Annotated in this window: 23 protein-coding genes; 8 read left to right on the top strand and 15 right to left on the bottom strand. The window is 68.8% G+C overall.

Going from position 1 to position 26134, the window contains the following annotated elements; genetic code table 11:
* The first annotated feature begins 13 nt into the window (after window positions 1-13).
* Both fdxA and dapC read left to right on the top strand, forming a co-directional pair.
* Complete coding sequence (gene fdxA / locus ACFV15_RS14045; RefSeq protein WP_378350638.1) at window positions 14-334, top strand: ferredoxin; 321 nt, start codon at window positions 14-16, stop codon at window positions 332-334.
* Window positions 331-1416 (top strand): succinyldiaminopimelate transaminase, encoded by a 1086-nt coding sequence (gene dapC / locus ACFV15_RS14040; protein WP_378350637.1) that lies wholly within the window; start codon window positions 331-333, stop codon window positions 1414-1416. The genes fdxA and dapC overlap by 4 nt, the downstream gene beginning before the upstream one ends.
* Window positions 1417-1479: 63 nt before the next feature.
* On the opposite strand, the gene ACFV15_RS14035 is transcribed toward dapC, so the two are convergent.
* On the bottom strand, window positions 1480-2094 hold the full coding sequence (locus ACFV15_RS14035; protein ID WP_378350635.1) for a TetR/AcrR family transcriptional regulator: 615 nt from the start codon (window positions 2092-2094) through the stop codon (window positions 1480-1482).
* 71 nt (window positions 2095-2165) lie between these two features.
* On the opposite strand from ACFV15_RS14035, the gene ACFV15_RS14030 reads away from it, so the two are divergent.
* Window positions 2166-3527: an FAD-dependent monooxygenase gene (locus ACFV15_RS14030; protein ID WP_378350633.1), complete on the top strand. Its 1362-nt coding sequence runs from the start codon at window positions 2166-2168 to the stop codon at window positions 3525-3527.
* A 136-nt stretch (window positions 3528-3663) separates the two neighbouring features.
* Here the strand turns inward: ACFV15_RS14030 and ACFV15_RS14025 are convergent, their stop codons facing one another.
* The 3 genes from ACFV15_RS14025 to ACFV15_RS14015 all read right to left on the bottom strand — a co-directional run bounded on the left by ACFV15_RS14025 (window position 3664) and on the right by ACFV15_RS14015 (window position 6139).
* Entirely contained in the window at window positions 3664-4647 is a 984-nt protein-coding gene (locus ACFV15_RS14025; RefSeq protein ID WP_378350632.1) for a CHAD domain-containing protein, read from the bottom strand.
* Window positions 4648-4749: 102 nt separating this feature from the next.
* Window positions 4750-5727, bottom strand: a complete 978-nt coding sequence (dapD, locus tag ACFV15_RS14020; RefSeq protein WP_378350674.1) for a 2,3,4,5-tetrahydropyridine-2,6-dicarboxylate N-succinyltransferase — start codon at window positions 5725-5727, stop codon at window positions 4750-4752.
* 1 nt (window position 5728) lies between these two features.
* Window positions 5729-6139 carry a hypothetical protein gene (locus tag ACFV15_RS14015; RefSeq protein WP_378350631.1) on the bottom strand — a complete coding sequence of 137 codons (411 nt, stop codon included), beginning with the start codon at window positions 6137-6139 and terminating at the stop codon, window positions 5729-5731.
* A gap of 46 nt (window positions 6140-6185) precedes the next feature.
* Here ACFV15_RS14015 and dapE point away from each other — a divergent pair, with 46 nt between their 5' ends.
* A complete protein-coding gene (gene dapE, locus ACFV15_RS14010; protein ID WP_378350629.1) occupies window positions 6186-7265 on the top strand; it encodes a succinyl-diaminopimelate desuccinylase in 1080 nt (359 codons plus the stop codon).
* 57 nt (window positions 7266-7322) lie between these two features.
* Here dapE and ACFV15_RS14005 read toward each other — a convergent pair whose 3' ends face one another.
* The 5 genes from ACFV15_RS14005 to ACFV15_RS13985 all read right to left on the bottom strand — a co-directional run bounded on the left by ACFV15_RS14005 (window position 7323) and on the right by ACFV15_RS13985 (window position 14680).
* Window positions 7323-7871 (bottom strand): suppressor of fused domain protein, encoded by a 549-nt coding sequence (locus tag ACFV15_RS14005; RefSeq protein ID WP_378350627.1) that lies wholly within the window; start codon window positions 7869-7871, stop codon window positions 7323-7325.
* Between the two features lie 11 nt (window positions 7872-7882).
* A complete protein-coding gene (locus ACFV15_RS14000) occupies window positions 7883-9127 on the bottom strand; it encodes a helix-turn-helix domain-containing protein (RefSeq protein ID WP_378350626.1) in 1245 nt (414 codons plus the stop codon).
* Between the two features lie 17 nt (window positions 9128-9144).
* Window positions 9145-10740 (bottom strand): M28 family peptidase, encoded by a 1596-nt coding sequence (locus ACFV15_RS13995; protein ID WP_378350625.1) that lies wholly within the window; start codon window positions 10738-10740, stop codon window positions 9145-9147.
* A gap of 79 nt (window positions 10741-10819) precedes the next feature.
* Window positions 10820-13087 carry a M4 family metallopeptidase gene (locus ACFV15_RS13990; RefSeq protein ID WP_378350623.1) on the bottom strand — a complete coding sequence of 756 codons (2268 nt, stop codon included), beginning with the start codon at window positions 13085-13087 and terminating at the stop codon, window positions 10820-10822.
* Between the two features lie 285 nt (window positions 13088-13372).
* Window positions 13373-14680: a helix-turn-helix domain-containing protein gene (locus ACFV15_RS13985; RefSeq protein WP_378350622.1), complete on the bottom strand. Its 1308-nt coding sequence runs from the start codon at window positions 14678-14680 to the stop codon at window positions 13373-13375.
* A 229-nt stretch (window positions 14681-14909) separates the two neighbouring features.
* On the opposite strand from ACFV15_RS13985, the gene ACFV15_RS13980 reads away from it, so the two are divergent.
* The 3 genes from ACFV15_RS13980 to ACFV15_RS13970 all read left to right on the top strand — a co-directional run bounded on the left by ACFV15_RS13980 (window position 14910) and on the right by ACFV15_RS13970 (window position 18120).
* Window positions 14910-16706 carry a glycoside hydrolase family 9 protein gene (locus ACFV15_RS13980; protein ID WP_378350620.1) on the top strand — a complete coding sequence of 599 codons (1797 nt, stop codon included), beginning with the start codon at window positions 14910-14912 and terminating at the stop codon, window positions 16704-16706.
* 65 nt (window positions 16707-16771) lie between these two features.
* Complete coding sequence (locus ACFV15_RS13975) at window positions 16772-17545, top strand: TIGR00730 family Rossman fold protein (RefSeq protein ID WP_378350619.1); 774 nt, start codon at window positions 16772-16774, stop codon at window positions 17543-17545.
* Window positions 17545-18120 carry a TIGR00730 family Rossman fold protein gene (locus tag ACFV15_RS13970; protein WP_378350672.1) on the top strand — a complete coding sequence of 192 codons (576 nt, stop codon included), beginning with the start codon at window positions 17545-17547 and terminating at the stop codon, window positions 18118-18120. The genes ACFV15_RS13975 and ACFV15_RS13970 overlap by 1 nt, the downstream gene beginning before the upstream one ends.
* 55 nt (window positions 18121-18175) lie before the next feature.
* Here the strand turns inward: ACFV15_RS13970 and ACFV15_RS13965 are convergent, their stop codons facing one another.
* Window positions 18176-18850, bottom strand: coding sequence for a lysophospholipid acyltransferase family protein (locus ACFV15_RS13965; protein WP_378350618.1), 675 nt, complete (start codon window positions 18848-18850; stop codon window positions 18176-18178).
* A gap of 50 nt (window positions 18851-18900) precedes the next feature.
* Here ACFV15_RS13965 and ACFV15_RS13960 point away from each other — a divergent pair, with 50 nt between their 5' ends.
* Window positions 18901-19812 carry a glucosyl-3-phosphoglycerate synthase gene (locus tag ACFV15_RS13960; protein ID WP_378350617.1) on the top strand — a complete coding sequence of 304 codons (912 nt, stop codon included), beginning with the start codon at window positions 18901-18903 and terminating at the stop codon, window positions 19810-19812.
* A 6-nt stretch (window positions 19813-19818) separates the two neighbouring features.
* On the opposite strand, the gene ACFV15_RS13955 is transcribed toward ACFV15_RS13960, so the two are convergent.
* Genes ACFV15_RS13955 through ACFV15_RS13935 form a run of 5 tightly spaced genes read right to left on the bottom strand, consistent with a single transcriptional unit; the run spans window position 19819 to window position 26019 of the window.
* Entirely contained in the window at window positions 19819-20817 is a 999-nt protein-coding gene (locus ACFV15_RS13955) for a hypothetical protein (RefSeq protein ID WP_378350616.1), read from the bottom strand.
* A 36-nt stretch (window positions 20818-20853) separates the two neighbouring features.
* Entirely contained in the window at window positions 20854-22386 is a 1533-nt protein-coding gene (gene cydC, locus ACFV15_RS13950; protein WP_378350614.1) for a thiol reductant ABC exporter subunit CydC, read from the bottom strand.
* Window positions 22383-23885, bottom strand: coding sequence for a thiol reductant ABC exporter subunit CydD (gene cydD / locus ACFV15_RS13945; protein ID WP_378350613.1), 1503 nt, complete (start codon window positions 23883-23885; stop codon window positions 22383-22385). The genes cydC and cydD overlap by 4 nt, the downstream gene beginning before the upstream one ends.
* Window positions 23886-23893: 8 nt before the next feature.
* Complete coding sequence (locus ACFV15_RS13940; protein WP_378350612.1) at window positions 23894-24850, bottom strand: cytochrome d ubiquinol oxidase subunit II; 957 nt, start codon at window positions 24848-24850, stop codon at window positions 23894-23896.
* A gap of 2 nt (window positions 24851-24852) precedes the next feature.
* Window positions 24853-26019 carry a cytochrome ubiquinol oxidase subunit I gene (locus ACFV15_RS13935; protein WP_378350610.1) on the bottom strand — a complete coding sequence of 389 codons (1167 nt, stop codon included), beginning with the start codon at window positions 26017-26019 and terminating at the stop codon, window positions 24853-24855.
* Between the last annotated feature and the right edge of the window lie 115 nt (window positions 26020-26134).

Below are 26134 nucleotides of genomic sequence, written 5' to 3'. Positions count from 1 at the left end.
GCAGGAGTGTCCCGTGACCTACGTGATCGCCGAGCCCTGCGTCGACGTGTTCGACAAGGCTTGCATCGACGAGTGCCCCGTCGACTGCATCTATGAGGGCGAGCGGATGCTCTACATCCACCCCGACGAGTGCGTCGACTGCGGTGCCTGCGAGCCGGTCTGCCCGGTCGAGGCCATCTACTACGAGGACGACGTCCCCGACCAGTGGGCCGACTACACCAAGGCGAACGTCGACTTCTTCAACGAGCTCGGCTCGCCGGGTGGCGCGTCCAAGGTCGGCAAGACCGCGCACGACCCCGCCTTCATCAAGGCGCTGCCCCCGCAGGGCGAATGATCTCTCTCCCTGATTTTCCGTGGGATTCGCTCGCGGAGTACAAGGCCACCGCGAGCGCCCACCCCGGCGGGCTCGTCGACCTGTCGGTCGGCACGCCCGTCGATCCGGTGCCGCGGAGCATCCAGGACGCGTTGTCCTCGGTCTCGGAGATCCCTGGCTACCCGACCACGCACGGCACACCCGCGCTGCGGGAGGCCGCGGTCGAGGCGCTGCGGCGCCGTCATGGCATCGAGGGCATCTCCGCCGACGCCGTGCTGCCCACGATCGGCTCCAAGGAGCTTGTCGCGTGGCTGCCGAGGCTGCTCGGGTTCGGTCAGGGCGACCTGGTCGTCATCCCCGAGGTCGCGTATCCGACGTACGAGGTCGGTGCGCTGCTGGCGGGAGCTTCGTTGTTACGCGCCGACAGTCTCGTGGCTTTGGGTCCGCAGAAGCCCGCGATGATCTGGCTGAACTCGCCGTCCAATCCGACCGGCAGGGTGCTCGGGGTCGAGCATCTGCGCAAGGTCGTCGAATGGGCGCAGGAACGCGGCGTCATCGTCGTGTCCGACGAGTGCTACCTGTCTCTCGGCTGGGAAAGCGAGCCTGTTTCCCTGCTGCACCCGTCCGTCCACGGTGGACGGTTGGACGGGCTGCTCGCGGTGCACTCGCTGTCGAAGTCCGCGAACCTGGCCAGCTACCGCGCCGGGTTCGTCACCGGTGACCCCGCGCTGGTCGCGCGGTTGCTCGAGGTGCGCAAGCACGCCGGGATGATCGTGCCGCGGCCGGTGCAGGAGGCCATGGTCGCCGCGCTGACCGACGACCAGGCGCTCGCCGAGCAGCGCGGGCGTTACGAACGCCGTCGCGTGGTGCTGCGGAAGGCGTTGCAGGACAGCGGTTTCCGCGTCGACCACTCCGAGGCAGGCCTGTACCTGTGGTCCACTCGGGACGAAGACGCGTGGAAGACGATCTCGTGGCTCGCCGAGCGTGGCATCATCGCCGCGCCAGGCACGTTCTACGGGCCGACCGGGCGTGACCACGTGCGGATCGCGCTGACCGCGACCGACGAGCGCATCGCCACGGCCGCCGAACGCCTGACCTCCTAGGGCGCCCGATATCCCCAATGCGTCTTTCGGCACCTGCCGCGGACCAAAAGACGCATTGGGGGCCTACGGCACCTGGCCCGCCAAGCCTCGGTGGAGCAGGTTGGTGAGGGTGTCGATGGCCTCGTCGTCGTCGAGTGTGCGGCCGGAGCCGTCGCCGCCCGCGGCGAGCCAGGTGTAGGCGAACTGGTCGAGCAGGCTCGCGATCGCGGAAACCAGCAGGTCCGACGGCCCGGCCGGGGTGAGGCCGGCCTGCGGGATGTAGGCGAGATGGTCGCGCAGATGATCGCTGCCCTCGGTCACGAGGTGCTGCAGTCGTCGCGCGAAATCATCGTTGACCAGCGCCGCCTGGCGTAGTGCCACCAGCTCCGTGCGGTGCTCGCGGTAGAAGTGCCAGTGCTGCGCGACATGCCAGCGGATCGCCGCGCGGTCGGTGAAGTCGGGGCTGTGCGTGTCATCGCCCGCGACGTACTCGTCGCCCTGCGCGAACATGTCTGTGAGCAGGGCTTCTAGTAGCTCTTCCTTGCTTGAGAAGTGGTTGTAGAACGATCCCGCCGCGCGGCCAGCTTCGGCGGTGATGTCCGTGATCTTCGTGTTCAGGTAGCCACGCGCGGCGAAGACCCGCTTGGCCGCTTCCTTGAGCGCCAGCTCGGTTTCGGCGGCCTTCTCCTTGCGATTCATCCACCCCTCCTTGACAAGGGACGCTAGCAGTGGTCAAACTGAATCTCAGTTCAGTGAATGGAGATTCAGTCATGAGGGTGCTCATCGCGGGTGGTGGACCGACCGGGCTCACCTTGGCCATCGACCTGGCCAGGCGCGGTGTCGACGTCCGCATCGTCGACCAGGCCGCCGCGCACCTCGCGGGCTCGCGCGGCGACGGCATCCAGCCACGCACGCTGGAGGTCTTCGACGACCTCGGCGTGCTCGACGCGGTGCTCGAAGCGGGCGCCAACCAGTCCGAAATGCGGGCGTATTCCCACGGCGAGCTCGTCGCGGTCGCGCGGATGAGCGAGCTCAAGGAGCCGACGCCGGATCTGCCGTACCCGAACCCGTGGGTGCTGGCGCAGAACGACACCGAGGCGATCCTGCGCGCGCGGCTCGCGGAGTTCGGTGTGCGCGTCGAGCTGAACACCGGGGTCATCGGGTTTTCGCAGGACTCGGCCGGTGTCGACGTGGTGCTGCCGGGGGAGACCGTCCACGTCGACTACCTCGTCGGCGCGGACGGCGGGCGCAGCTTCGTGCGCAAGACGCTGGGGATCGCCTTCGAGGGCACGACCGACGAGTCGATCCGAATGCTGCTCGGCGATGTGAAGGTCGACGGCCTCGACCACGACTACGGCTACTGGTTCTCGAGCGGAGACTCAATGCGCGAAGGGATCGCGCTCACCCCGTTGCCCGGCGGCGACTACTTCCAGTTCGGCGCGCCGCTCGAAGAGGCGGAGCCGTCGCTGGAGCGGCTGCAAGCGTTGCTGGACAAGCACTCCGGTCGCGCACTGCGGATGCACGACCTGGCCTGGTCGACGGTCTGGCGCCCGAACGTGCGGCTCGCCGCGAGGTTCCGCGCCGGCCGGATCTTCCTCGCCGGCGACGCGGCGCACGTCCACCCGCCGACCGGCGGCCAAGGCCTGAACACGGGCGTCCAGGACGCCTACAACCTCGGCTGGAAGCTGGCCGACGGTTCCCCCGAACTGCTCGACAGCTACGAGGCCGAGCGCCGAGCCGTCGCGGCCGAGGTGCTCGGCCTGTCGACCGGCCTGCTCCAGAAGCACGTCGACGGCGAGGCGGACGCGTTCAAGCGCGACGAGTCGACGCACCAGCTCGGCGTCGGCTACCGGGGCGGCCCCCTCGCCTCGGATTCCCGCCCGGCCCCCGGTCCGCTGACCTCGGGTGACCGCGCCCCCGACGCCCCGCTGACCGACGCCAACGGCAAGCGCGTGCGCCTGTTCGACCTCTTCCGCGGCCCCGGCTGGACCGACCTGGTGGTCTCACCTGGCCTCGCCCTGGTCGGAGGCCAGGAGTTCGCCGACTTCGGTGGGCACGCCCTGTCCGCCTATGGGACCGGCCGCTTCCAGATCCGGCCCGACGGCTACGTCGGCCCCGTGACCAGCGTCTAGCCGCTTAAAAAAATCCCAATGTGGCGTTCGTCAGCTCTGGAACCCCCAATGTGGCGTTCGTCAGCTCTGAGCTGACGAACGCCACATTGGGAGGCGGAAACCTGACGAATGCCGCATTGGGATTTTTTTCCCGAGGTCAGGGGGCGACGACCGGGGCCGCGGCGGTGTCGACCTTGGCCCAGACGGCGGGCCAGGCGGCGCGGGCCTCGGTGCGGCGGGTGAGTTCGCGCTCGGCGATGCGGCCCGCGATGAAGCCGGCCTGGGGGGTGAGGGTGTCGAGGGCGGCGCGCATGCGGTCGGCCGCCACCACGGCGTCCTGGTGGTCGCCGAGGACGGTCTGGAGGTCCTTGGTCGCGCTGATCAGCGCTTTGATCTTGGCCGCCTGCTTCTTCTTGGCGGCTGACTGGGCCAGCTCGGCGGCGTAGCGCAAACGTTTGCCGTGGATGCGGAGCGCGTGGAGGTCGTCGTCGGGGGGATCGAGGGGGAGCTTGCCGACGGCCTTCGCGAGCTTGCGGTAGGGCTTATCGAGGCTGATCACTGCGTGCGGTGCGTCCACATCAGACACAGCGGACACAGTGAACTCGGCGGGTTCGGTGACCAGCCGGGCGGCGCTCACCAGCAAGGCGGCGTAGCGAGGCGTGCCGAGCAGTCGGGTCAGCTTCCGCTTGGCGACGCCGCGCTCGGCCACGAACTTCGACACGAGCTCGCGTCCGGCCAGCTGGTCGCGGGCTTCGAATTCGGCGACGACCTCGCGCAGGTGCTCGATGAGGACGTCGTAGTCGCGGACCTCACCGAGCGACTGGCCCAGCCAGCCGAGTTCCGCTCGCACGGTCTCGGCTTCGGGGCCGAGCAGTCCGCCGGACAGTTTCAACGTGCTCCGCATGCGGCGCAGCGCGACGCGCATCTGGTGCAGGTCTTCGGGATCGGCGCCGCTGCGGGTGCCGGGCTCGCGGGCGATCAGCTCGCGGATCTGGGTGTCGAGCTGGGCGCGGAGATGGTCGACGGGTGGATCGCCAGGACCGGGTTTCGCCGGGTGGTCGCCGAGGCCGAGTTCGGCAGGCGTCGTCGTCTTGGGCAGGCGGCGGGTCCGCTTTTTGGCGGCCACATTTACGCCGGACACAACTACAATTTTTGGAAAACTATTCACCCGCACAAGTGTTATCATTTGCTTCATGGGGTCATACCCCAAGCCTGGCTTGGTGAAGGACCCCTTCACACAGGCTCAGTTCGCGTGCAGCGCCGCGTTCAGTTCGATGCCGACGCCGCCGCGCGGCACGACCTCGACCGCGCCGGTGGCCGAGTTGCGCCGGAACACCGCGCCCGAGATCCCGGACAGCTCACGGGCCTTCACGACCTTGCCGTCGACGTGGACCTTGGTACCCGCCGTGACGTACAGGCCCGCTTCGACGACCGAGTCGTCGCCGAGCGAGATGCCGATGCCGCCGTTGGCGCCGATCAGGCAGCGCTCGCCGATCGAGATGGTCTCCTTGCCACCGCCGGACAGCGTGCCCATGATCGACGCGCCGCCGCCGACGTCGGTGCCGTCGCCCACGACCACACCGGCCGAGATGCGGCCTTCGACCATCGAGGCGCCGAGCGTGCCGGCGTTGAAGTTGACGAAGCCCTCGTGCATGACCGTGGTGCCGGTCGCCAAGTGCGCGCCGAGGCGGGCCCGGTCGGCGTCGCCGATGCGGACGCCGGCGGGGACGACGTAGTCGACCATGCGGGGGAACTTGTCGACGCCGTAGACGGTGACCTGGCCACGCGCGCGCAGGCGCAGGCGGGTCGCCTCGAAGCCCTCGACAGGGCACGGGCCGTGGTTGGTCCAGACGACGTTGGCCAGCAGGCCGAAGATGCCGTCCAGGTTCTGCCCGTGCGGCTGGACCAGCCGGTGCGAGAGCAGGTGGAGGCGCAGGTAGACGTCGTGCGCGTCGGCGGGCGCGTCGGCGAGGCTGCCGATGGTGACGCGCACCGCGACGACCTCGACGCCACGGTCGGTGTCAGGGCCGAGCAGCGCGACGGCCGCGTCGCCGAGTATCTCGGCGGCTTGTTCGGCGGACAGGCGCTCGACGCCGGAGGTGCCCGTTTCGGTCAGCTTGGGCTGCGGGAACCAGGTGTCCAGCACGGTGCCGTCGGGGGTGACGGTGGCCAGTCCGACGCCGCGTGCGCCGGTCGTTTCTGCGTTGCTCACGGTGGACAGGCTAACCCGTCGTGGCCTGCTTGTTCACCGTGGTCTTCACCGACTCGAGCGCGTTCGCCATTTCCACCAGCGCCTGCGTGCAAGCACCGCCCGCCGCCGCCGTGGTCTTGCATGAGCTGGTACGGAACACCTTCACGGCCGCGTCGACGGCGTCCGCGGCCGGTCCCGCCTCCGGGACGCGCTTGCGGACGGTGGCGGTGGTGTTGCCCACCTCGGTGACGTACTTCTCACAGCCCTTCGGCGCCTCGGTCTTCGGCGCGACGAAGCACTGGTCGACGCTGAGCGCAGTGAGCTTGGTCGGCAGCGCGTCGGGGCCCGGTTCCGGCGCGGGCGCCTTCGGCTTCGGCCCGGCCTCCCGGCCACAGGCGGTCAGCATGAACAGCAGGGCGATCACGGCGAAGGTCTTGCGCACGCATGCCACGGTAGCCCCGGTCCGGTGACCAGATAGCGTGCGGGGCATGCCTGAGCTGGATCTGCACGCCGACCCCGTCGAGATCACCGCCACGCTGGTGGACATCTTCAGTGAGTCCGGCCAGGAGGCGGGCATCGCCGAGGTCGTGCAGGCCGCGCTCGACAAGCAGGCGCCGCACCTCGAGGTCGTCCGCAACGGTGACGCCGTGCTCGCGCGCACCTCGCTGGGCAAGCCGTCGAGGGTGATCTTCGCCGGGCACCTGGACACGGTGCCGGTCAACCAGAACCTGCCGCTGCGCCGCGAGGGCTCGGGCGACGACGAGATCCTGCACGGCCTCGGCACCGTCGACATGAAGGGCGGCGACGCGGTCTTCCTGCACCTCGCCGCGACCGTGCTGGAGCCACGCCACGACCTGACCTTCATCTTCTACGACAACGAAGAGGTCGAAGCGACCAAGAACGGCCTCGGCCGTATCGAGCGCGAGCTGCCTGAGTGGCTGCAGGCTGACCTCGCGATCGTCGGCGAGCCGTCCAACGCGGTGATCGAGGCAGGCTGCCAGGGCACCATGCGGATCGACCTGCGCGCCACCGGCGCGCGTGCGCACACCGCGCGCGCGTGGATGGGCTCGAACGCCATCCACGCGCTGGCGGAACCGTTGCGGCGCCTGGCTTCCTACGAGGCACGCGTGGTCGACATCGACGGTCTCACGTATCGCGAGGGCTTGCAGGCGACCAAGATCTCGGGCGGCGTCGCCGGGAACGTCGTGCCGGACGAGGCGGTGCTGACGATCAACCACCGGTTCGCGCCCGACCGGTCACCCGAGCAGGCCGAGCAGCACCTGCGCGAGGTCTTCGACGGCTTCGATGTGTCCGTTGTGGACCTTTCGCCCGGTGCGCTGCCCGGGCTGAGCGCTCCCGCGGCCGCCGAGCTGGTCGCCGCCGCCGGTGGCGAGGCCGTGGCGAAGCTGGGCTGGACCGACGTCGCCCGGTTCGCGGCGATGGGGATGCCCGCGGTGAACTTCGGCCCCGGCGACCCGACACTGGCGCACACCCGCCAGGAAAACGTGCGCGCGGGCGAGATCCGCCAGGTCACCCAGATCTTGAAGGCCTTCCTCAAGGGCTCGTGAGTGGTATGACCGGTTAGAACCGGCAATCCCGCTCACGAGCCCTGAGCTGCGGAAACGTCAGTGAGCGGCGGCGACCGTCGGCCGGTTCGGGTCGGTGAGGTCGGGGTCCTCGGTGGCGAAGGCGGTTTCGAGCGCGTGCCAGCCGTGGGTGTCGACAAAGCGTTCCTCGGCCGGGGTGATCGGGATCAGCCACGCGATGATGATCGTCCGGTCCCCGAGGTCGCAGGTGCCGAAGCCATCAGGCAGGTACACCGGGCTGTACGCGAGCAGCCCGGACATCTCGCCGGTGCCCAGGAAACCTTCGCCGAGGCGGACGTACTCGCCGCGCAGCAGCACCCGGCCGCTCGCCTTCAGCTTGCGGGCGAAGTCGAGCAGCGCCGGGCCCATGTCGCCCATACCGACCGGCAGGTGCATCAGCAATTCCTGATGCCCGCCTTCGAGGTGCGTGTTCGACAGGCCCAGCGTGACCAGCGTCGTCACCCCGGCGAACGGCACGTCCTGGCCGAACCCGGCGACCTGCAGGCCGCTTTCAGGGTCGACATCGTCGCGCCAGCCCCCACGCATGGGACCTAGCCGGGCTTCCAGGTGCGACACGAGATCACTCATCAGCCCATGATTCACGAGTCCTTTTCCGCGCCTAGTTTGAGCAGGCCTTCGCGGAGCAGGTCGGCGGCTTCGTCCAGGCGTCCTTGCGACGCCAGCAGCGTGCCGGCGTGGTCGAGTGACCGGACGAGCACGTCACGCGCGTCCAGCCTGGTCGCGAGGTCGATCGCCTGGGACAGCTCGGTTTCCGCCGATGACGCGTCGCCGCGCGAGACCGCCAGCGCGCCGAGCTGGTAGCGGACCGCGGCCGCCAGTGGATCGTCGTCGCCGACCGTGATCTCCGACAGGAAGGCCAGCGCCTCGTCCAGCCTGCCCTCCCGCCTGCTGACCTCGGCGAGTTCGAGCGTGATCGCGCGAGTGTCGCCGGGAACGGTCGCCTCGCGCGCCGCGAGCAGGTCGGCGAGCGCGCCCGCCGGGCGGACTCGCGCGCGGACCAGGAGACAGCGGGCGATCGCCGGGCGCAGCGCGCGCTCGTGGAGAAGGTCATGGGCGACCGCGACCGCCGTGGCGGCGTCGGTGAAGTGCTCGTCGGCCAGAAACGTCCGGCACAGATCGAGCTGGTAGGCGATGAGCTCCGACAACACGTCGTCGCGGCCGCGGGCGAGTCGCAGCGCGTCGTCGGCGAACGGTGCCGCCTGCGCCAGGTTTCCCAGCCGTAGATGGCCTTCGGCGAGATGGGCCCGCAAAGTCAGCAGCAGCAAGGGATGCGGATAACCGTCACGCATCAGCTCGTCGTGACAGGTCTGCAGCAGGTGCATCGCGTAGTGCGGCTCGCCCCACTCGTCCAGCACGGTGGCGCGCAGCGGGACCACCAGCCCACGGTACGGCGCCACGTCGGAGGTGAAGGCGCTTTCGGCGGCCGTGACGAGCTTCGCGCGGGCGTCACCTGAGGAGAACCGCGCCAGCCACAGCCAGGCCAAGCCTGCTTGGCGGCGCCTGCCCATGCGCTCGGCGCGGCGGGCGATGCGGCGCAGGCGGACCGAAGCGTCGACGCCGTCGAGGAAGTCGCCCGCGGCCAGTGCCAGGTCGAGGTCGAGGCGGACCACGTCACGCGGGGAGGTTCCGCCGAGCAGCTCGTCGGCCTCGATACCGAGCTGCTCGGCGAAGTGCCGGAGCGCGTCGCCGGACGGCGTGCGCGCTCCGGTCTCCACAGAGGACACATAGGCGGCCGTGTAGTGCGGTTCCGCCAGCGCTCGCTGCGTCAGGCCGCGTTCCGCACGCAGCCTGCGCAGACGCGCGCCGACCTCCTCCGCCGTCACGCCACCTCCGTAACCGGCTAGACCGTGATGGTCCAGCTGCCCAGCACACCCGTGTCCTGCGAGTATGCGTCATAAACCACCAGAGTCCAGGTACCCGAAGCCGCTTCGTTCGTCACCGGCACCGAATACGTGCGGGTCCCGAACTGCGTGCACGGCGAGAACCCGGTCGGCTTGACCGAGTAAACGCTGCCGTCGGGCGCCTTCAGCTGGATGCGAAGGTCTTCCGAGCAGGTGTGTGACGCGGTGATCGAGAGCTTCACCGGCGAAACCGCGTTGCCCGAAGCGGTCGACGAGACCGGCGAGTTGACCGTGCCGAAGTCGTCGATCGGGAAGTCGGTGTCGTTGGTGAACGTCCGCGTGCTCGAGGTGCCCACGGTCAGCGTGTAGGTCGCCGAGTGGTCGGCGTCCGCGCCGTCCGCGTTCACCGTGATCGTGCTGGTGCCGTTCGGGGTGGACGCCGAGGTCGCGATGGTCAGCGTCGATGAGCCGCCCGACTGGATGGTCGCCGGGCTGAACGACGCGGTCGCGCCGGCGGGCAGGCCCGAGGCGCTCAGCGAAACCGACTGCGCCGAACCCGAAGTCACGCTGGTGGACAGGGAAACCTGCGCGGACTGTCCGGGTTGGACGGTGCCGGAGGTCGGCGAGAGCGAGACCGAGTAGTCGTTGCCGACCGGCGCGCCGACGGCCAGTTTCCATACGGCGTAAGCGATCGCGTCGCTGTTGCGGTCCATCGGGACGTCCGCGACGGCGGCCGTGGTGTCACAGGCGCGGTGGTAGCACGCGTCGTACGGCTGACCGGCCGTGCCGCCCCACTTCTGGGCCTGCGAAGAGGTCTTGATCGCGCCGGCGCCGGTGGCGAGGCCGCCGACCGGGATGCCGACCGCCTTGAACGAGGCGTGGTCGGAGCGGCCGTCGCCTTCGCTGTCGCCCTCGGTCTGCACGCCGATCGACGAGAAGTACTCGTCGAAGACGGCCTTGATCGAAGCCACGTCGTCATAGACGAAGTGCCCGAAGTTCTTCGACGCGATCATGTCGAAGTTCAGGTAGGTCTTGATCTTCGCGCGTTCGGTCGAGGACAGGCTGTTCACGTAGAACTTCGAGCCGCGCAGGCCGGACTCCTCGTCGGCCCACCAGCCGAAGCGGACGCGCTTGGCCATCGACGGGTTGGTCCTGGCCAGCGTCAGCGCGACCTCGAGGTCGGCGGCCGAGCCGGAGCCGTTGTCGTTGATACCAGGCCCGGCGCTCACACTGTCCAAATGGGACCCGAGCATGATGACCTGGTTCGCGTCGCCCTGCGGCCATTCCGCGATCAGGTTCTGGCTCTGCCCGGCACAGCTGGTACAGGTCTGCCGGGTGACCGTGTACCCGGCCTCCTTGAGCTTACCCTCCACATAGGACACTGAAGCCGCGTAGCCGCCACCGGCCGCGGCACGGTTGCCGCCGTTCTGGTTCGCGATCGTCTGCAGCGCGTTGAGGTGCGCCTTGACGTTCGCCAGCGAGATGTCCGGTGCCGCGTTGGTCGTCGCTTCGGCAGGCACGGTGACCGCGCCGAAGACGAGTGCGAGCCCGGCGAAGGCCGTCACGCTCGCGCGCAGCCGTAAACCGAGTTTCATGGGTTTTCCTTCCAGAAAAAGGGCCCCGGGTGGGATCGCCACCCGGGGCCGTCTCAAGAGGACTCGACTTCAGGGGTGACTAGACCGTGATGGTCCAGCTGTCGAGCGTTCCGGTGTCCTGCGAGTAGGCGTCGTAGACCACGAGGGTCCAGGTGCCCGCGGCGACCTCGTTGGTGACCGCGACCGAGTAGGTGCGGGTACCGAACTGGGTGCAGGGGGAGAACCCGGTCGGCTTGACCGAGTAGACGCTGCCGTCCGGCGCCTTCAGCTGGATGCGAAGGTCCTCGGCGCAGGTGTGCGAAGCGGTGATCGAGAGCTTCACCGGCGAAACCGCGTTGCCCGAAGCGGTCGACGAGACCGGCGAGTTGACCGTGCCGAAGTCGTTGATCGGGAAGTCGGTGCCGTTGGTGAACGTGCGCGTCCCGGTGGTGCCGACGCTCAGCGTGTACTGCGTGGTGTGGTCGATGTTCGCGCCGTCACCGGTGACCGTGATGACGCTGGTGCCGTTCGGCGTCGAGGCCGAGGTGGCGATGGTCAGCGTCGACTGGCCGCCGGACTGGATGGTGGCCGGGTTGAACGTCGCGGTGGCGCCCGCGGGCAGGCCCGAGGCGGTGAGCGCGACGGACTGGGCGTTGCCCGAGGTGACCGAGGTGCTGATCGTGGTGGTGGCCGAACCGCCCGCCGTCACGGTGCCCGAGTTCGGGGAGGCCGCGATGGAGAAGTCGTTGTCCGCCGGGCCGCCACAGCTGGTCGGCTCGCCCGCCACGGCGGTCACGCTGATCGCGTCCCAAGCCGCCTTGGTGGTGTTGAACTCGGTGCAGGAACCGGGGAACAGCGCGATCGCCGCTTCCAGGGTGGCCTTGCGGGCGGCCTTGTGGTTCCAGCCGGAGGTCTTCTTCAGCAGGCCGTTGTAGAAGATCTTGCCGGCCTTCTGGATGCCGATACCGGTGACCGACGAGTTGTTGCAGGTCGGGCTGGCGGGCTTGCCCGACGGGGCCGAACCCTCGGCGAGCAGGTAGAACCAGTGGTTCTGCGGACCGGCGGCGGCGTGCACCTCGGTGCTCGGGATCGACGAGGAGTAGCAGTTCGGGTGACCCGAGACCTTGTTCGGCTGGTACATGTAGCGGATCGGGCCGCTGCCGACGAGGTTCAGCAGCTCGCCGACCTCGTAGTCGGGGGTGTCCTTCGGGTTGTTCGCGTAGTGCTCGGTCAGCGCGCCGAAGATGTCACCGGTGGACTCGTTGAGGCCACCGTTCTCGTTGCCGGAACCCGCGCCACCCGGGGTGTTCTGGAAGATGCCGTGGCCGTACTCGTGGCCGACGACGTCCATGTTGGTGGCCTGGCGCTTGTTGTCCTGCGAGTGCCCGTAGTGGGTCGAGGAACCGTTCCAGTAGGCGTTGACGTCGTTCAGGCCGACGTAGGCGGGGAAGCCGCCGCCGTTGCCGTTGATGCCGTTGCGGCCCAGCCAGTCGTTGAGCATCTTCCACTCGGTCTGCACCGAGTAGAGCGCGTCGACACAGCCGGTTTCGAGGTCGGTGCCGGTGCCGTTGCCCCAGTTGTCGTCCGGTCCGGTGAAGACGGAGCCGTTCTCCTTGGCACAGCTGAGGTTGCTGCGCGTCGGGTCCTTCATGGAGTAGGTGCCGCCGGAGTTCGTCGTGTCGATCGTGACGTTGCCGACGTAGTAGCTGTTGCCCGCGCCCTGGATGGTCGCGGTGTTCTGCGCGACCTTGGCCGACTGCGGCACGAAGTCGTTGTCCGCCTTGACATCGTCGCGCGTGTCGATGACCGCGCCGGTGGCGCCGTCGACGAAGACGTGCAGGTTGCTCGGCGTCGCTTCCTTCTTGCCTGCGACGACGACCTCGTAGGCCAGCTTCGGCGTGGCACCGGCCAGCACGACCAGCTTCGGCGAGGCGACACTGTCCACCTTGGACAGCTGGCCGCGCGCGATCTGGGTCGCCTTGTCCGCGGTCACCGTCGGGGTGGTGCCCACGGTGATCGGCGCGGTCTCGGCGGCGGCGGTGCCGCGGACCCGGCCTGCTCCGTCGGCCACGACCACGGCGTCGCCGCCGATGACCTGCAGGCCGCGGTAGGTGCGCTCGTAGGAGGCGTAGAAGAGGCCGGCGCCACCGGGGGTGACCCCGAGCCGCCGGAACGCCTCGTCGGCGCCCTTGCTCAGCTGGTCGACACCGGCCGCGGCGGCCTGGTCGGCGGCGCTGGCAGCGGCGAGTTCGGGGCTCGCCGGCTGTGCGGTGACGGTCGCGGCGGCCGGGTTCACCGGCACCGCGAGTGAAAGGGCCAGGCCGGCGATGGCCGCCAGGCCTGTACGAAGCCCTCGCTGAGGAGTCATCTGTTTCCTTCCAGGGAGGCAGAACCGTGCTTTTTCCGGCTCGACGAAGTAGGGATGGGGCGCCATCGACCGGACGGGGATCACGGTGTGCGGGGACCAGACGTGTCCGCGTGCATAACTGGTGTTATGACGCCGGACACACCTGAGTAAAGAATCTGTGTGGTAGACCGTCAATGCGCCGAATGGCCTAGCGGGGCCTTACCGTCCCCTTAACTTGCGTACACATTCCCTTGAACAGCAAGGGTTTTGCCGTCCACATGCACGCATCGCTACTTTCGTATGGTTTTATCCAACTACATCCGAATCGCTGTCCACCGCGGCCAGTACGCCCCGCCGGTAGGCGTGGACGGCGTCGGAGAGCAATCCTTGTGCGCGCAACACGTCTCCCAGATGGAGAGACGTGTTGACAAGCGAGCTACGCAGTGACGCGCGTTCTTGTTCGTCGGCGGCGAGCCGCAGAAGCGTTGTGGCGCGGGGAAGATCGTCTCGCGCGTGCGCGATGAGCCCCAGCAGCCGGTGTACCTCGCCGATCGCCTCGACGTCGGGCGCGTCGTCGAGCAGCGGGCGGACGTCCTCGATCAGCGCCTCGGCCTCGTCGAGCGCACCCTGGCGGCGCCGGACGTCGGCGAGCTCGATCGTCGCGCCGAGTATGCCTTCTCGGGAGCCCGCTGCGGCCAGCAGATCGCGCGCCGCCGTCAGTTCGGCGCGCGCCTCGGGTAGTCGATCCATGCGGCGCAAGAGGAATCCCCGCGCCCAGCGGCAGCGGGCCGCGTCGCGGTCGTAGCCGAGCGAGGTGAACAGGCGCAGCGCCTCGGTGAGGTCGTCGTCGGCGCGGTCGGCGAGCCCGACCGCCTGCCAGAGCTGGGCGGCCTGGCGGTGATAGCGGGCGATGAAGTCGGGACGCGCCGCCAGTGCCGCCGCCAGCCTGCCGTCCTCGGCCGCGCGCCTGGCGCGGCGAAGTCCACCCATTTCGACCAGTGGGTGGATCAGCGCGCTGAGCAATGCGAGCTCGGCGTCCGGGTCGACCGGGGTGGCCGCGCGGACCTCGGCGAGTGCCACCTCGGCGTGCGCGACCGCCGCCCCGGCGGCGCCGAGCAGGTACTCGCAGGTGACCCAGCGGTGGGTGATCATCGCGCGCAGCCACGCGGGCGCGCTCGGCCCGAGCTGGGCGGCGTGCTCGAAGGCGGCTCTCGATCCCTCGATGTCGTAACCCTGCCAAAGCACCTCGGCGCGGCAGAACCGGGCGTAGCACTCGACATCGGGCAGCTTGTAGGTGATCGCGCGCTTGGTCACGCTGCCGAAAATCGTGTCAGCGTCGGCGACGCGGCCTTGCTGGAGAGCGCGGTAAGCGTCTTCCAGCTCTGCCCACAATGCCTCGGCGATACCGGGTGGCCTGCCGAAGCGGAGTTCGTCGACGGTCAGCCCGAGTCGTCGCGCGAGGTAATCGAGCACCTCGTCCGAAGGCGGCCGCGTACCCGTCTCGACCTTGGCCAGGAAGCCCCGGTCGTACCTCGGCTCGGCCAGCTCCCGCTGGGTCCAGCCGCGTGCGGTGCGTAACCGGCGAATGCGCGCGCCCAGCGATTCTCCGGTCATCGACACACGGTAGATCACTTCCGCGGGGAGGGCAGCACCGTTGGTAACTAACAAGATCATCAGTGCGGCCGTGCGAAACGGACATATTGACGTGCGCATGTGACAGCGGTTAGGTTCCCCATCCGAAATAGGAAACTTTCTTAACTATTAATAGGGAAGTACGCCCATGCTTCGTACCCGATTTCGGTCCATTGGGGTAATTTCCTCCCTTCTCGTAGGCGGTTTGGCGGTGGCTGTCGCGCCCGCGCAGGCCGCCACGGCGGGTGAGGTGCGAGTCGACCAGGTCGGCTATGGCGTCACCGAAGCGAAGTACGCCTACCTGATCGGCGCCTCCGGCAGCTCGTCCTACACGGTCGTGAACGACAAGGGCGCCAAGGTGCTGACCGGCAAGACCGGGAGCAGCCTCGGTACCTGGAGCACCAAGTACAAGGCCGTCTACCAGCTCGATCTGACCGCGCTGAAGGTGCCTGGCAAGTACAAGGTCGAGGTCACCGGGACGAACAAGGCGACTTCGCCGGTGTTCCGCGTCGACACCACGGGCAACCTGTTCGACCCGCTGGTCCGCGCGAACAACGAGTTCTTCCAGGCGCAGCGTGACGGCAAGAACGTCATCCCCGGCAGGCTCGGCCGCAAGGCCTCGCACCTCGACGACGCCAACGGTGCCGTCTACGCCGAGCCGAAGTTCGGCGGCGCGGAGGGCGACGAGATCCTCGAGCCGCTGAAGGCCACCGGCGCCAAGCGTGACGTCGAGGGCGGCTGGGCGGACGCGGGCGACTACGTGAAGTTCACCTCGAACTCGGCGTATTCGTTGGCGGAGATGGGTTTCGTGCTGCGTGAGAAGTACGATTCCGCGCTCGCCGACGAGGTCTGCTTCGGCCTCAAGTGGCTCGACAAGATGTGGGACGAGCAGTCGAAGACGCTCTACGCACAGGTCGGTATCGGCACCGGCAGCGAGAAGTTCGGCTTCCTCGGCGACCACGACGTGTGGCGGCTGCCGGAAGCGGACGACGCGCTGAACGTCAAGCCGGGCGACCCCAAGTATTACGTGAAGTACCGCCCGGTGTTCGCGGCCAACGCCGCGGGCGCGCAGATCAGCCCGAACCTGGCCGGTCGCGTCGCCGCCGCCTTCGCGCTCGGCGCGCAGGTCCAGGCGGACCGTGACCCGGCGAAGGCGAAGAAGTACTTCGCCGAGGCCGCGTCGATCTTCGCCCAGGCGAAGACCACCAATGTCGGCGAGCTGGTCTCCGCGTTCCCGCACGCTTACTACCCCGAAGACTCTTGGCACGACGACATGGAGCTCGGTGCGACCCAGCTCGCGCTGGCCGCCAAGAAGCTCGGTGACGCCAAGGCCGACGACTACGCGCGCACCGCGACCCAGTGGGCCAAGGAGTACATCGCGGGCGGCGACAAGTCGACGCTGAACCTCTACGACACCAGCGCGCTCGCGCACGCCGACCTCGCCGGGATCCTCAAGCGCGGGCTGTCCGGCGCCAAGGTGGCCGAAAAGGACCTCGTCGCGGACCTGCGCCGCCAGCTCGACTCCGGTGTCGCGGTCGCGGCGAAGAGCCCGTTCCGCACCGCGGTGGAGATCACCACCTTCGACGCGGCCAGCAAGAGCTACGGCTTCGCGGCCACCGCCCGGCTCTACAAGCGGGTGACCGGCGACTCGAAGTACGACGCCTTCGGTGTGCAGCAGCGGAACTTCACACTCGGCGCGAACGCGTGGGGTGTCTCGCTGGTGGTCGGCATCGGCACCACATGGCCGCAGTGCCCGCACCACCAGATCGCCAACCTGATCCCGGACAAGCTGCTCTACGGCGCGGTCGTCAACGGTCCGAACGGGACGGAGCTCTTCTCGAACGAGCCGCTGCCGGAAGGTTCCAAGGCGTGCACGAAGCCTTACGAGAAGTTCGACAGCAAGGCCTCGCGCTACATGGATTCGGTCATCGCCTGGCAGACGAACGAGCCAGCCATCGACTTCACGTCGACCGCGCTGCTCGCCTTCTCGCTGGCAGGTCGCAACTAGCAAGGTCGTGAGTGTTCCGGGCGGTTCTAACCGCCCGGAACACTCACGAGTCCTAGTCTGAGTGCGTGAGTGATCAGACAGCAGACCGTTACCCGGAGAACCCGCCGGAGCGGCACAAGGGTCCCGTCGTGCAGAGGCGTGAGCAGCGCGACGAAGGCACCACCGACCAGCGCCTGCTCGACACGCGCGGCCCGAGCGACTGGGTGCACACCGACCCGTGGCGGGTGCTGCGCATCCAGGCCGAGTTCGTCGAGGGCTTCGGCGCGCTCGCCGAGGTGCCGCGCGCGGTGACCGTGTTCGGCTCGGCCCGTACCCCGCGTGACCACCCGGAGTACGAACTCGGCCGCAAGATCGGCGCCGCGCTGGCCGCCGAGGGGTTCGCGGCCATCACCGGCGGCGGACCGGGCGCGATGGAGGCGGTCAACCGCGGCGCGGCCGAGGCGGGCGGCATGTCCATCGGGCTCGGCATCGAATTGCCGTTCGAGCAGGGCCTGAACCGCTGGGTCGACCTGGGCGTCAACTTCCGCTACTTCTTCGTGCGGAAGACGATGTTCATCAAGTATTCGCAGGCGTTCATCTGCCTGCCGGGCGGCTTCGGCACCCTCGACGAGCTGTTCGAGGCGCTGACGCTGGTGCAGACCAAGAAGGTCACCAAGTTCCCGGTCGTGCTGTTCGGCAGCGAGTACTGGGGCGGGCTCTACGACTGGGTCTCGAAGACACTGCTGGCCGAGGGCAAGATCGGCGAGAAGGACCTCGACCTGCTGCACATCACCGACGACATCGACGACGCGGTCCGCGTGGTCAAGGAGTCCTTCCAGGCTTGGGAAGACACGCACTGATGCGGCGGATCTGCGTGTTCTGCGGCTCGTCGATGGGCAACTCGCCGGAGTACGCCGCCGCGGCGGCGGCACTCGGCACGCTACTGGCGTCGCGGGGCATCGGGCTGGTCTACGGCGGCGCGAGCGTCGGCACCATGGGTGCCGTCGCGGACGCCGCGCTCGCCGCCGGGGGTGAGGTGATCGGCGTGATCCCCGAGGCACTCAGCTCGGTCGAGATCTCCCACCCCGGCCTGACCGAACTGCACATCGTCGCGGACATGCACGAACGCAAGGCCAAGATGGCCGCACTGTCCGACGGCTTCCTCGCGCTTCCCGGCGGCGCGGGCACGCTCGAGGAGCTGTTCGAGATCTGGACCTGGGCCCAGCTCGGCCTGCACACGAAACCACTCGGCCTGGTCGACGTGGCCGGCTACTACGCGCCGCTGCGGGTGTTCGTCGACCACATGGTCACCGAAGGCTTCCTCCGGCCCGCCCACCGCGACTTCATCGTGGTCGACCCGGACCCCGCCGTCCTGCTGGACGCCTTCGCCACCTACGAGCCGCCTGCCAGGCCTGACTGGGCCAAGGACTCGTGAAACCCCGAATGTGGCTTTCGTCAGATCTCATCTGACGAAAGCCACATTCGGAGTTTCAGGCGGCGTCCTGATTGGGGCGTTTGTGGTATTTGTCCACATACTCCTGGTTCGAGAGGTTCAGGATCGTGTACATGATCTCGTCGGTGACGGCCCGGCGGATCGCGGGTGAGGCGTCCATCCCGTCGTAGCGGGCGAAGTCCATGGGTTCGCCGAAGCGGACCGTGACGTGGGCGCGGCGGGGGATGCGCTCGCCTCGGGGCTGCAGGCCCTCGGTGCCGGTGATGCCGACCGGGACCACGAGCGCGCCCGTGGCCAGCGCGAGCGCGCCGACGCCGGTGTGGCCGCGGTGGAGGCGGCCGTCGAGTGAGCGGGTGCCTTCGGGGTAGATGCCGAACGCGCCGCCCGCGTCGAGGACCTTGCGTGCGGCTTCGAGTGCGGCGAGGCCCGCTTGGGCGTTGCCGCGCTCGACCGGGACGTAGCCGAGACCGGTCAGGAACCCGGCCATCGCGCGGCCCTTGAGGCCGGTGCCGGTGAAGTATTCAGCCTTGCCGAGGAAGCTGACCGGCCGCGGCGCGGTGAGCGCGATGACGCCGGTGTCGAGTGCCGCGCGGTGGTTGGCGGCGAAGATCACCGGTCCGGTGAGCGGGATGGTCTCGGCGCCGATGACGGTGGGCCGGTAGATCGTCCGAGCCAGCGGTGCCAGCGCGAATCGGACCAAGGCTTGCAGCAAAACTCCTCCTGGGACGGTTCCTGACATCCAGCATGGCACGATCACTACTCATGAGTTGGTTCGAGCGGCGTACCTGGCAGGACCCTGACTGGACACTCGACGAGATTCTGGCAGCGAAGAGTGACCGGACGGTTTCGGTGGTGCTACCGGCGCTCAACGAGGAGCAGACCGTCGGCGCCGTCGTCGCGTCCGTCCGCCCGCTGCTCGGGTCCATTGTGGACGAACTGGTGGTCGTCGACTCCGGCAGTACCGACGCCACCGCCGAGCTGGCCGAGGCCGCGGGCGCGCGCGTGGTGCACCGCGAGGACGTGCTGCCCGGCCTCGCCCCGGTGCCTGGCAAGGGCGAGGTGCTCTGGCGTTCGCTCGCGGCGACCAGCGGCGACCTGGTCGTCTTCCTCGACTCGGACCTCGTCGAGCCCGATCCCGCGTTCGTGCCGACGCTGCTCGGCCCGCTGCTCACCGCTGACGGGGTCCACCTGGTCAAGGGTTTCTATCGCCGCCCGCTGCGGCTGGAGAGCAGCGGCGGCGGCCGCGTGACCGAACTGCTCGCGCGCCCGGTGCTTTCGGCGCTGCGTCCCGCGTTGTCCGGTTTGGTCCAGCCGCTCGGCGGCGAGTACGCCGCGACCAGGGAGTTCCTCGAGTCCGTGCCGTTCGCGGCCGGCTACGGCGTCGAAATCGGCCTGCTGCTCGACTGTGAGGCGAACTACGGCCTCGACGCGCTCGCCCAGGTCAACCTCGGCGTCCGCAAGCACCGCAACCGCTCGCTGCTGCAACTCGGCGTGATGGCACGCCAGATCCTTGGCACCGCGCTGTCCCGCTGCGGCATCGAGTCCGACGATCCCGCTCAGCTCACGCAGTTCGTCCAGGTCTCCGGCGAGTGGCTCCCCGACGTCACCGACGTGCTGGTCGCCGACCGGCCGCCGATGCGTCAGGTACTCGCCGGAGACCTGGGTCCCCTTTAGACAGTCCTACGGCGTGCGCTGCCAGACGACCGGCACGCCGCCTTCGTCGAGTGGGCCGTTCGAGACGATCCCTGCGATCACGTCGTCATCGCCGATCGCGTACGCCGAGCCGCCCTTGAAACCCGTGGGCAGCGGCAGCTTGCCCAGCGGATTCGTGCCCTGCCAGATCGCGAGCGGTCCGTACGGTGCGTTCGGGATGGGCAGCCTGCCCGAGATCAGGCCCGACTTGCCGATCTCATGAGCCTCGGAACCACCCGGCAGTTCGACCGGAGTGCCGGGCGTCTGCCACAAGTAGCCATGATCGCCCGCGCGACCGACAACCGATCCATTCCGGATCGAGGACACGTACGTGTAGTCGCCAGGTTTCGCGAGCTTCGTGGTCACCCCGGAACGCCAGAGGAACGGGCCGCTGTCGCTGTTGAACAGGATGGTGCCGTCCTGGTCGAGATCCCGCGGATACACATCGGGCTTGTTCGGGATCACCACCGGCCCCGACCCGAGTGCCGGCCACAGCACGGTCTGGCGGTTCGTCTGGTCACCGATCGCGCCGACGACGTCGCCACGATCGTTGATCGAGACGGCGTCGACGGAGCCGGAGAGGCCCGACGGCGGGGGGAGCAGGTGGAAGCCGTGCGAATCCAGGGTGAAGCCGCGCGAAAGCCCCGTGTCGTAGTCGATGGCGTTACCCAGCACGACGCCTGAGCCGTTCTCGTCCGCAACACTCGCGAACTCGTAGCCGTCCGGCACCCCGCGCACGGTCGGCCTGCCGTTCGTCCAGGTCACGACCTGCGAGGTGTCGCCGATCGCGAACTCGCCTGCGTACCCGCCCTTCCCGTCCGTTCCGGTCAAGTAGCCCGTCGCGTTCGGGTACCCGTCCGGCAGCTGGAGCAGCACCGGGTACCAGCTCGCCTCGGTGGTCGCACCGGCGGGCATGACGCCCGCCGCCACACCCGCGGCGACGGCCGCCAGCACGCTTCCGGCGCGCACCATTGTTCTCATTCGCATGAATTACTCCCCACAAGTAGCCCCGACCTGTGAGCTTCACGCGGCCGCCGATGGTTTGGTTGCCTCCCGCCGGACAATTCGCCCTTCGTCGAGGTAGAGGACCTCGTCGAAGCCGGCCAGGTGTTCGGGCCGGTGCGTCGCGAGCACGACGGTGCCGGTCGCCCGCGCGAGCACTTCGGCCAGCACCACGTCGCCGTGCGCGGGGTCGAGGCCTTCGACGGGTTCGTCGAGCACGAGCACCCGTGGCGCGGCGAGCACTGCTCTGGCGAGGATGAGGCGTTGCCGTTGACCACCGGAGAGCGCGTCGCCGTCCGCGCCGGCGTCCCGGTCGAGGTCGACGTCGAGATCGGCGATGGCGCACGCGGCGCGCACCTCGTCTTCGGTCGCTTCGGGCCGCGCGAGCAGCAGGTTCTCGCGGACGGTCGTGTGGAAGACGTGCGCGTCCGCGAGCGCGCCGGAGATGAGCGGCGGCAGGTCGCAGGTCTCCATCGGCCTCCCGTCGACGGTGATCCGGCCGGTCGGTTCGGTGAGACCGAGCAGGGTGTGGAGGAGCGTGCTCTTGCCGGAGCCGCTGGGGCCGAGCAGTCCGACACGTTTGCCCGGCGGCAGATCGAGATCGATGTCGACCAGCGCGGGTGCGCGGCCGGGGTAGCGGACGGTCACTTTGTCGAGGTGAAAGTGACCCGTGGTCACAATGTCCGTCTCGCAGGGCGTGGGTCGCTCGTCCAACAGCGCCCGGACTCGCGCGGCCGATGCGCGGACCTCGACCCAGCGCTGGGCGGCCGCGGTGAGCGGGAGTACCACCTCGAACGCCGTGATCGTGCCCAGTGTCATCGCGGCGGTCACCGGTGCGGACGTCCCGGCCAGCAGGCACACGGCGACCGCGGTGCCCAGCTGCGTGAGGATTCCCAGTGCCGCGAGGAAACTGGTCTTGGCACTCACGGCTCGGTCGCGCGCGGCGAGCGTGTCGACGACCTTGTGCGCGGCGGCCAGCGCGGGTGCGTGCGCGTCGTAGGCGATGAGCTCGCGCCTGCCGGTGATCAGTTCGACCGTGTGCCTCGCGAGATCGGTGCGCCGGGGCGGGGTTCGCATGGCGCACAACGGAAGTACGACACCGGCGACGAGCAGTCCGCCCAGCAGCGCGAGTGCGCTGCCGATGCTCGCGAACGAGGTCGCGGTGACGGCGGTGAGCCCGACAAGGCCGGCGACCGCCGCCGGAAGCAGGCAGCGAAGCACGGCGTCCTGCATCGCGTCCACATCGGACACAAGGCGGTCGACGAGATCGCCGCTCGAATAGCGTTGGGGGGCAATCGATCGGTAGACACGAGTGCGGAGCACGCTCAGATAACGCAACACCACTTCATGTCCGGTGAGGCGTTCGGCGTAGCGGAGACCGCCGCGCAGCAGCGCGAGCGTCCGCACGGCGACGATCGCCACAGTCAACGCCGCGAGCGGTGGTTGTTCGGCCGCGCGGAGCAGCAGCCAGGCCGCGGTGGCCATGAGCGCGAGCCCGGCCAGTTCGGCACAGGCGGCGATGAGTGCCGCGCGGATGAGCCGCGTGGGGTTCATACGTGCTCCAGAGTCTTGAACTCGATCACGCGATCCGCGAGCGCGGCCATCGCGGGGCGGTGGGCGACCAGGATCGCGGTCCGGCCTTCGAGCAGGCGCCGCGTCGCCGCCAGCACGGTCGCTTCGGTCCCGGCGTCGAGCCGTGCGGTCGGTTCGTCGAGCAGCAGCAGCCCGGCGTCGGTGCGTGCCCAAGCGCGGGCGACGCCGATGCGCTGACGTTGCCCTGACGAGAGCCCGGTGCCCACCTCGCCGATCTCCGGCAACGCGGTGACGACCTCGTCGAGCGCGGCCGCCCGCGCGGCGTCGGCGACGGGCCGTCCGAACCCGATGTTGTGCGTGACGCTGCCGGTGAACAGCGTCGGCCGTTGCGGCACCCAGGCGATCTCCGAACGCCACGCGGCCAGGTCCAGCTCGCGCAGGTCGACACCGTCGATCAACACTCGTCCGTCCGACGGCTCGACGAAGCCCAAGAGCAGAGCCAAAAGCGTGCTCTTGCCAGAACCGCTCGGCCCCATCAGCGCGACGTGCTCGCCCGGCTCGATCCGGAGATCCACTTCGGACAAAGCGACTGTGTCTCCATAGCGGACGGTCACGTTGTCCAGTACCACACCGGGAACCCCGCGCCGCCTGTGCTTCCCTGGCCGGGTGACCGGCACGGGTGCGAGCGTTTCGGTCTCGCGGATGGCGGCGAGCCCTTCCGCGCCCGCGTGGAACTTCGCGCCGGCCGCACGCAGCGGCAAGTAGGCCTCCGGCGCCAGTATCAGGATCAGCAACGCCGTGTGCGCGGTCATCCCGCCTTCCAGCAGCCGGAAGCCGATCGGCACCGCGACCAGCGCCACCGAAAGTGTCGCGAGCAGTTCGAGCACCAGCGCCGACAGGAACGCGACCCGCAGCGTCCGCATGGTCGCGTCGACGTGCGCGTCGGCCATCGCGCGGACGGTCCGTGCCTGCGCCTCGGCACGCCCGAACACCTTCAGCGTGCTCAAACCCCTTACGACGTCCAGGAAATGCCCGCCGAGCTTGGCCAGCAGCCGCCATTGCCGCGCTGTCTTCGCCTTCGTGTGCGCGCCGACGAGTATCGCGAAGACCGGGATCAGCGGCACGGTCGCGGTGACGATCAACGCCGACGCCAGATCCGCCGTGAACAGCCGGGCGATCACCGCCACCGGCACCACGACGGCCGTCACGAGCGACGGCAGATACCCGGTGAGATACGGATCCGCGGCGTCGATGCCCTTGGTCGCCAACGTCGCCGCTTCACCTGCTCTGTCCGTGTCGGCCGACAGAATCCGCTTGCGCAGCAACAACTTCGTGCGGGCGGCGAACCGTCCGACGACCGCACCCTGAACCCCCGCGAGCAATGCCCTCGCCGTGATGACGACGACCAGGAGCCAGCTGAAACCGCCGGTCAGCAGTGCCGCGAGCAGATCGGCCTGCAGGAGGATCACAATCGCCGTGAGCACGCCGAAGCCGGTCGAAACCGCGTAGTAAGCACGCATGACGCCCCTCAGAAATGCAGCGGTGAACGCTGGTCGACCCGGCCGCGGTTGGCGCGCCAGGTCAGCCACTGCAGCGCGACGACCAGCACGATCGCGGGCACGCCGAACGCGGTGAGCAGCGTGAACGTCTCCGCCGACGTGGCGGCCTGCTCGACCGTCAGGGTGTCCACGGTGGACAGGTAGACGACCGGGAACCGGATCAGGCCGACCAGCGCCACCGGTGACGCCGCGAGCACCATCGCCGCCACCAGCGCGACCCGATACCGGCGGGCACGCAGCCCGCCGAACACCACGGCCAGCGCCGCGAACGCCACCGCGACGACCGGAATCCCGCGCCACGTGGCGCCTTCGAGTTCGACGAATCCCCAGAGCGTCGCCACCACCAGGAACGCCAGCACGGGCGCCACCAGCGAAGTGGCCAGCCTGCGCGCACGCTTGACCAGGTCGTCCGGCGCGCGCACGGTCAGGAAAACGGCTCCCTGCAACGCGAACAGCGCGACGAACCCGGCTCCCCACAGCACCGCGTACGGATTGAACAGCCCGAGCACGTCACCGGCAGGCACCCCGCGCACCAGGTTCCCGAGGAACAGTCCCCACGAAACGGCCGTCACCAGCGCGCCCGCGCCGATCCCGAAGCTCCACAGCACACCACGCGTTTCCGGATTCCTGCCGCGGAGCTGCACCGACGCGGTGAACGTCACCAAGCCCAGCAGCAGCGTCACGACCAGCACGTACGCGCCCGTGAACACGCGGCCCTCCAGATGCGGGAACGCGCCGAACAGCACGCCGACCGCCGCGACCAGCCACACCTCGTTGGCCAGGAAGAACGGCCCGAGTGAGCCGAGCACCCGCCGCTGGTCCCCGCCGAAGCCGCGCAGCAGCATCCCGATGCCGTAGTCGTACCCGGCCAGCGCGAAATAGGCCGCGATCAGCAGGCCCAGCACACTCCACCACAAGGTCACCATGCTCAGACCCCGCTCAGCACGGGCAGCGCGACGGCCTGCGGCGCGTCGACCTCGGGGCCGCGCCTGGCGACCCTGGCCATCAGCACCCAGTCGGCGATCGCGAGCACGGCGAACAGGGCCGTGAAAGCCAGGAACGAGAACAGGATCTCGCCACCGCTGACGCCCGCGATGGCGTCGGCGGTGCGCAGCTTCCCGTAGATCAGCCACGGCTGACGGCCGAACTCACGCACCAGCCAGCCCGCGATCGCGGCCACGAACGGCAGCGGGATCGCGAGCACCATCAGGTACAGCAACGGCCTGGCTCTGGTGACCCGGTCCCGGTGCAGCAGTGCCGTGCCGAGCAGTGCCGCCAGCAGGCAGACGAAACCGATCATGATCATGAAACCCAGTGGCGCGCCCACTTCCGGCCCGCCCTTGAGCTTGTCCGGCTGATACTCGTCGAGTAGGCCGAACTGCGCGAAGCCCTGGTTGATCACGAGCAGGCTGCCGAGCAGCGCCGCGACCACCCCGATCCGCATCGAGCGCCGGAAGAACTCGATCTCGGTGGTGCGCTTGATGAAGTGGTACGCGCTGACCCCGACGACGAAGAACCCGCCGGTCAGCACGGCCGCGCCGATCAGGTGCGGCAACGCGGCGGCGAGCGCCGGATTCGCCAGCAGCGCGCCGAAGTCGTCCAGTTTCAGCACCCCGTTCTCGAGGTGCGTGCCGACCGGGTTCTGCAGGAACGAGTTCGCCACCATGATGAACAGCGCCGAGGCGTACGCGGTCAGCGTGACCAGCCAGATGAGCGCCAGATGCACCCACTTGTTCAGCTTCGAGAAGCCGAAGATCCAGAGCCCGAGGAAGGTCGACTCGGCGAAGAACGCGACCAGCGTCTCGATGGCCAGCGGCGCGCCGAACACGTCGCCTGCAAATGCAGACAGTCCGGTCCAGGTGAGCCCGAACTGGAATTCCATCACGATGCCGGTGGCGATTCCCAGTGCGTAGTTGATCACATAGAGCTTGCCCCAGAATCTGGTCATTCGGAGTAATTCGGGTTTTCGCCCGAACGCGGAGCGTGTCTGCATCACCGCGACGAGCGTCACGAGGCCGAGGGTGAGCAGCACGAACAGGAAGTGGAACGAGGTCGTGGTCGCGAACTGGGCTCTCGCGATCGGCAGTGGGTCCATGGCGGCGACTCTATATGTAGTTCGGCTACATGTAGGCGGCAAACGCAACAAATCAGGGACGATTCAGGGTTGTCTCGGGGTCGATAGCCGGGTCCGGCATGAGTAGAGTGCCTAT

This window comes from Amycolatopsis sp. NPDC059657 (assembly GCF_042734395.1).
Classification (GTDB): domain Bacteria; phylum Actinomycetota; class Actinomycetes; order Mycobacteriales; family Pseudonocardiaceae; genus Amycolatopsis.
This window is presented reverse-complemented; position numbering and strand designations above follow the sequence as displayed.

Excerpts from the sequence above, each read along its gene's own strand:
- ACFV15_RS13995 (WP_378350625.1), bottom strand. The coding sequence starts at position 10,740 with ATGAAACTCGGTTTACGGCTGCGCGCGAGCGTGACGGCCTTCGCCGGG.
- cydC (WP_378350614.1), bottom strand. The coding sequence starts at position 22,386 with ATGAACCCCACGCGGCTCATCCGCGCGGCACTCATCGCCGCCTGTGCC.
- ACFV15_RS13940 (WP_378350612.1), bottom strand. The coding sequence starts at position 24,850 with ATGGTGACCTTGTGGTGGAGTGTGCTGGGCCTGCTGATCGCGGCCTAT.
- ACFV15_RS13960 (WP_378350617.1), top strand. The coding sequence starts at position 18,901 with ATGAGTTGGTTCGAGCGGCGTACCTGGCAGGACCCTGACTGGACACTC.
- ACFV15_RS14030 (WP_378350633.1), top strand. The coding sequence starts at position 2,166 with ATGAGGGTGCTCATCGCGGGTGGTGGACCGACCGGGCTCACCTTGGCC.
- dapE (WP_378350629.1), top strand. The coding sequence starts at position 6,186 with ATGCCTGAGCTGGATCTGCACGCCGACCCCGTCGAGATCACCGCCACG.
- ACFV15_RS13955 (WP_378350616.1), bottom strand. The coding sequence starts at position 20,817 with ATGCGAATGAGAACAATGGTGCGCGCCGGAAGCGTGCTGGCGGCCGTC.
- ACFV15_RS14005 (WP_378350627.1), bottom strand. The coding sequence starts at position 7,871 with ATGAGTGATCTCGTGTCGCACCTGGAAGCCCGGCTAGGTCCCATGCGT.
- ACFV15_RS13985 (WP_378350622.1), bottom strand. The coding sequence starts at position 14,680 with ATGACCGGAGAATCGCTGGGCGCGCGCATTCGCCGGTTACGCACCGCA.
- cydD (WP_378350613.1), bottom strand. The coding sequence starts at position 23,885 with ATGCGTGCTTACTACGCGGTTTCGACCGGCTTCGGCGTGCTCACGGCG.
- ACFV15_RS14035 (WP_378350635.1), bottom strand. The coding sequence starts at position 2,094 with ATGAATCGCAAGGAGAAGGCCGCCGAAACCGAGCTGGCGCTCAAGGAA.
- ACFV15_RS13935 (WP_378350610.1), bottom strand. The coding sequence starts at position 26,019 with ATGGACCCACTGCCGATCGCGAGAGCCCAGTTCGCGACCACGACCTCG.
- ACFV15_RS13990 (WP_378350623.1), bottom strand. The coding sequence starts at position 13,087 with ATGACTCCTCAGCGAGGGCTTCGTACAGGCCTGGCGGCCATCGCCGGC.
- ACFV15_RS13970 (WP_378350672.1), top strand. The coding sequence starts at position 17,545 with ATGCGGCGGATCTGCGTGTTCTGCGGCTCGTCGATGGGCAACTCGCCG.
- dapC (WP_378350637.1), top strand. The coding sequence starts at position 331 with ATGATCTCTCTCCCTGATTTTCCGTGGGATTCGCTCGCGGAGTACAAG.